Source organism: uncultured Negativibacillus sp. (genome assembly GCF_944388365.1).
Classification (GTDB): domain Bacteria; phylum Bacillota; class Clostridia; order Oscillospirales; family Ruminococcaceae; genus Negativibacillus.
The window spans coordinates 1-3,874 of sequence record NZ_CALXIN010000142.1 but is presented as its reverse complement, the minus strand read 5'-3'; the positions used below and the strand labels follow the sequence as shown (position 1 = coordinate 3,874).

The 3,874-nt window shown below is 47.3% G+C and carries 9 protein-coding genes; 2 read left to right on the top strand and 7 right to left on the bottom strand.

The genetic code is table 11. The features are described 5' to 3' along the window. From Q0L39_RS11195 to Q0L39_RS11165, 7 genes are all read right to left on the bottom strand, one after another. Positions 1 to 380, bottom strand: a 380-nt coding sequence (locus Q0L39_RS11195) for a hypothetical protein (protein WP_296629229.1), incomplete at its 3' end; no start/stop codon positions are given. Further along, a complete protein-coding gene (locus tag Q0L39_RS11190; RefSeq protein ID WP_296629227.1) occupies positions 377 to 637 on the bottom strand; it encodes a hypothetical protein in 261 nt (86 codons plus the stop codon). The genes Q0L39_RS11195 and Q0L39_RS11190, both read right to left, overlap by 4 nt. Positions 638 to 654: 17 nt before the next feature. Beyond that, positions 655 to 864 (bottom strand): hypothetical protein, encoded by a 210-nt coding sequence (locus Q0L39_RS11185; protein ID WP_296629225.1) that lies wholly within the window; start codon positions 862 to 864, stop codon positions 655 to 657. Positions 865 to 924: 60 nt separating this feature from the next. Continuing rightward, a complete protein-coding gene (locus tag Q0L39_RS11180) occupies positions 925 to 1,116 on the bottom strand; it encodes a hypothetical protein (RefSeq protein ID WP_296629224.1) in 192 nt (63 codons plus the stop codon). Next, entirely contained in the window at positions 1,100 to 1,273 is a 174-nt protein-coding gene (locus tag Q0L39_RS11175) for a hypothetical protein (RefSeq protein ID WP_296629222.1), read from the bottom strand. Before Q0L39_RS11175 ends, Q0L39_RS11180 begins: the two co-directional genes overlap by 17 nt. A gap of 272 nt (positions 1,274 to 1,545) precedes the next feature. Then, a complete protein-coding gene (locus Q0L39_RS11170; RefSeq protein ID WP_296629220.1) occupies positions 1,546 to 1,839 on the bottom strand; it encodes a hypothetical protein in 294 nt (97 codons plus the stop codon). After that, positions 1,839 to 2,057 carry a helix-turn-helix transcriptional regulator gene (locus Q0L39_RS11165; protein WP_296629218.1) on the bottom strand — a complete coding sequence of 73 codons (219 nt, stop codon included), beginning with the start codon at positions 2,055 to 2,057 and terminating at the stop codon, positions 1,839 to 1,841. The genes Q0L39_RS11170 and Q0L39_RS11165 overlap by 1 nt, the downstream gene beginning before the upstream one ends. A gap of 156 nt (positions 2,058 to 2,213) precedes the next feature. Between Q0L39_RS11165 and Q0L39_RS11160 the strand changes: the two genes are divergently transcribed. Both Q0L39_RS11160 and Q0L39_RS11155 read left to right on the top strand, forming a co-directional pair. Beyond that, positions 2,214 to 2,603, top strand: coding sequence for a helix-turn-helix transcriptional regulator (locus Q0L39_RS11160; RefSeq protein ID WP_296629215.1), 390 nt, complete (start codon positions 2,214 to 2,216; stop codon positions 2,601 to 2,603). Positions 2,604 to 2,763: 160 nt separating this feature from the next. After that, positions 2,764 to 3,874, top strand: a 1,111-nt coding sequence (locus Q0L39_RS11155; RefSeq protein ID WP_296629213.1) for a recombinase family protein, incomplete at its 3' end; no start/stop codon positions are given.

Genomic DNA, 3,874 nt, shown 5'->3' with positions numbered 1-3,874 from the left:
TAGCTGGTACCCTTTTTCAGATCGGCAAGAGGCGCCAGGTAACGGGTGTCGATGGCAGCGATCCCACAGGAATCTTTGATAATCCGGTAGGTGTTCTCGCCGCAGCACAACTCGATGGGATAGATCAGCGCTTGTTCCTCCCCTTCCAGCACGTCCGCCATGCTGATTGTCTCCGGAAAGCCAGTGCTGCTGATCGTCCAGCTATCCTGCTTGTCCTCCGGCACATCGAAGATGATGAGGACGTTGTCTCTGTCCAGCGTCAGCTCCCCAGGCACCAGATAGCAGGCGCTCCCGTCGCCCACATACTGGCTGTTGTTGCCCGAATGGATGCACACCATCTTCCTGCCTTTGCACAGAGCAGCGATGCACTTGAGTTTCATCGTCCACCGCTCCTTTCGTAGGCATCCAGCGCACCGCTGCTGCCGCGAACCTCCCGCCGGCAGCTGTTGCACTTGGCAATCGTGGTGCGGTGGCCGTCGTATTCGCTGCGGATCGCCATGATCTTCCCGCCGCACGGGCAGTCGATCATGACAATCCTTCCCTCCGGCTGCTTTTTGAGTCCCTCCGCTACGGCGGCAACAAAGGCGGCTTCACGCTGCAGCTCCTCTTTTGGAATCTCCTCGATTTTTCTGATCATTGGAAACGTCCTTTCCCTTATGTAAGTCTGTGCGCATTGTAGTAGTCCGACATCACCTCGCCGGTGCGCTTCATCATCGTCTGCATCATCCGCTCCCACTCCTCCGGCGGCAGATGGTGCTCCACCCGCATATTCGGTCCGCCGACATCGTGGATGGTGCTCACCGGCAGGACTGTTCCGTCCGGCAGCCGGATGCAGGTTCTGGAAGTCAGCTCTTTTCTCGCCATAATGTCACCTCCTGGTGTATGATATGGTTCTGGCGGGTTGTCCTATGAACATTTGAGTTGTTAACTCTCCTGAGACTGCTTCATTTCTGAGGCAGGTTCTTTTTTTATTTCCACAATTCCCATTGTACCTAATGACATATAGCAATCCCTGATGATTCTACTTGCCTTCTCCAAATCACCCAGAACCTTGTAAAGCTTTTCATCATCGATGCGAAATCGGATAAATAACCCCTGCTCATTTTTCAGCTCCACACTTATCAATCCTTTCTTTTAATTTCAGAAAATGCAGGAATCCTCTAAAGACGTCAACCATTTCAAGGATCTCATCGTTCGTGAGTTCCTCTTTTTTGATAAGTTGGTCAAGCCATCGATCAACCACCTTACAATACTTTTCCAGTAATTTATCCACCCCCATCACCCCCTCTCCTCTTCAATAATTTTTGTATCGCCATTTTTACAACATCTTCAGCCCTTTTCTTCCACCTTCTCCTGTGTTATAATCAACACAGAAAGGAGATGAAATCATGTATTTTTATTATGTTGATGTCGCAAAATTAAAAGACAATAAAACTAAGTTGGATTTGAGAGAAGAATTCGAAAAATGTGGCTGGGAACTTTTTTCTGTTAATTACGGCTTCAACTGGTTTATTCGAGAGTTTGCTGTTGGATATGATGGATCTATTAAACCAGATTTTCCACCTCTGCCTCCTGAAGTTCGCATTTCTGAGGAGAGTTTTTATCCAAAAGATTGATTTGCATTTTTATCTTTTTTCGGTCAGGGTCACAGTCCAAAATGATCCTGACTTTTTTCTTGCCCGCAATCCAACACATCAATGTTTCCATGATTTTGGGGTAAAACTTTTCTTTTAGGTAAATTAACTGGATGCTTTCCGGCTGTTTATTATCCAACACAGAAAACTCATCGGTTATTTCTTGAATTTCTTTTAGTGATTCATCCATCATTACCACCCCCATCACCCCACCCTCTTCTCTGAATCGAATAAATAGCTTAGATCCATTTCTGGGAAAAATGCCTGCTTTATTTTAAAAGCCTCTTCAATTGAGAATGAAGAATCACCATTAATTTTGTTAGACACTGTGTTTGGATGCATTTTCAGTAGCGCTGCAATTTCTGACTGTGTGATTCCCCTTTTTGCAATTTCTCCTTTTAAATTTGCATATCCTCTATTCATTGTCATCACTCCTTAAAATTATGCGTTTGAATAGATTTCACTTTGATTATATATTCAATTGCATATATTGTCAAGTGTTTTTTATGATTTTTCATAAAAATATATTTACTTTCATATTTTCTTGTGCTATGATTAATTTACAGGAGGTATCTTCGAATGGGTATTGGAAGCACTTTACAGGAACTTTTAACACTAAGGGGAACTAATGTAAACGAGTTAGCTAAACAAATTAATATCAGTCCCCAAACTTTGTACAGTATTATCCGCCGAGATAATATGAAGGTTGATATTGATGTCTTAGCTAGAATATCCGAATGTCTACATGTAAATATGGAATATTTTTATAATCAAAGTTTAGATAAAAAAAAATTCCCTGAACTTACCGAAGTAAGCCCAGGGAATGACAAAAATAAGCAGGAGCTGCTGCAAATATATGACGGGCTAAACGCCGATGGTCAAACCAATATGATGACCTACGCCCAGTTTCTTTCTGAACAGCCGCAATATAAAAAATGTCAGGATATTTCCGATGAAAAAATAGGATAAAAAAACCGCCCTCTGTGTTGGCGCACAGAAAGCGGTCTTTACAATAAACCGGCCTACAAACGAAGTTTGTATAATACCAGTCCAGCAACTTGTATTATACCACTTCTTTTGCAGGCTTGCAACCGCATACCCTGTTTTAAAGGAAAAGGAGTGGTATTTGATGAAAATTGCCGCCGCTTACATCCGCGTTTCCACCGACGATCAGCTCGAATATTCTCCCGACAGCCAGCTGGCCCAGATCCGCCGCTACGCCAAAACCAACGGCTTTGTGCTGCCGCAGGAATACATCTTTGTTGAGGAGGAAGGACGCTCCGGCCGGTACAGTACCAAACGTCCCGAGTTTCTGCGGATGATTGCCACCGCCAAGAAAAAGCCAAAACCTTTTGATGCGATTCTGGTCTGGAAATATTCCCGTTTTGCCCGCAGCCGGCAGGACAGCATCGTCTACAAATCAATGCTGCGCAAGGAGTTGGGCATCGAAGTCATCTCGATCAGCGAGTACCTGGGCGATGACAAAATGTCGATCATCACCGAGGCGATCATCGAGGCGATGGACGAATTTTACAGTGTCAACCTCGCGGAGGAAGTCACCCGCGGCATGACTGAAAAAGCACACCGCGGCCAGCCGCTGACCTACGCTCCCTTCGGCTACCGCATCGAGAACAAAAAGTATCTCCCCGATCCTGACACCGCGCCGCTGGTGCAGATGATCTATTCGGATTTTCTGTCCGGCATGGGCTATCGGGAGATCGCAGGAAAGCTCGACGGGATGCAGGTGCGCACCCGCTTCGGCAATCGGATGGAAAGCCGCAACATCGAGTATATTCTGCGCAACCCTGTCTACATGGGCAAAATCCACTGGAACCCCAGCGGAAAGGTCCGGCGATCCACGCTGCCCGCGACCGCCATCCTCACCGACGGCGAACACGAGGCTCTGATCCGTCCCGAGGACTGGGAAGCTGCCCAGCAGCGCATCGAACAGCTCAAAACCATCTACCACAAAAAAGCCAAGTCAGTGGTCAAGCCTGGCCGCGAATTTGCGCTGCGAGGACTGGTCCGGTGCAGCAGCTGCGGCTCGACACTGGTCAACAGCCAGGTCGGGTATCTGCAGTGCAACGCCTATGCCCGCGGCCGGTGCAAGGAGTCCCACTCAATCAAGCGGGATTACCTGACCCAGTGGGTGCTGGCCACCATTCAGGCGGACATGGAAAACGGGACCTTCCTGTTAAACGTCCGGCAACCGATACAAACGGTCGATCCGGCAAATCTTT

Bases quoted from the DNA above. Each gene is read 5' to 3' on its own strand.
- Q0L39_RS11190 (WP_296629227.1), bottom strand. From the start codon at position 637: ATGATCAGAAAAATCGAGGAGATTCCAAAAGAGGAGCTGCAGCGTGAA.
- Q0L39_RS11185 (WP_296629225.1), bottom strand. From the start codon at position 864: ATGGCGAGAAAAGAGCTGACTTCCAGAACCTGCATCCGGCTGCCGGAC.
- Q0L39_RS11170 (WP_296629220.1), bottom strand. From the start codon at position 1,839: ATGGGGGTGGTAATGATGGATGAATCACTAAAAGAAATTCAAGAAATA.
- Q0L39_RS11165 (WP_296629218.1), bottom strand. From the start codon at position 2,057: ATGAATAGAGGATATGCAAATTTAAAAGGAGAAATTGCAAAAAGGGGA.
- Q0L39_RS11160 (WP_296629215.1), top strand. From the start codon at position 2,214: ATGGGTATTGGAAGCACTTTACAGGAACTTTTAACACTAAGGGGAACT.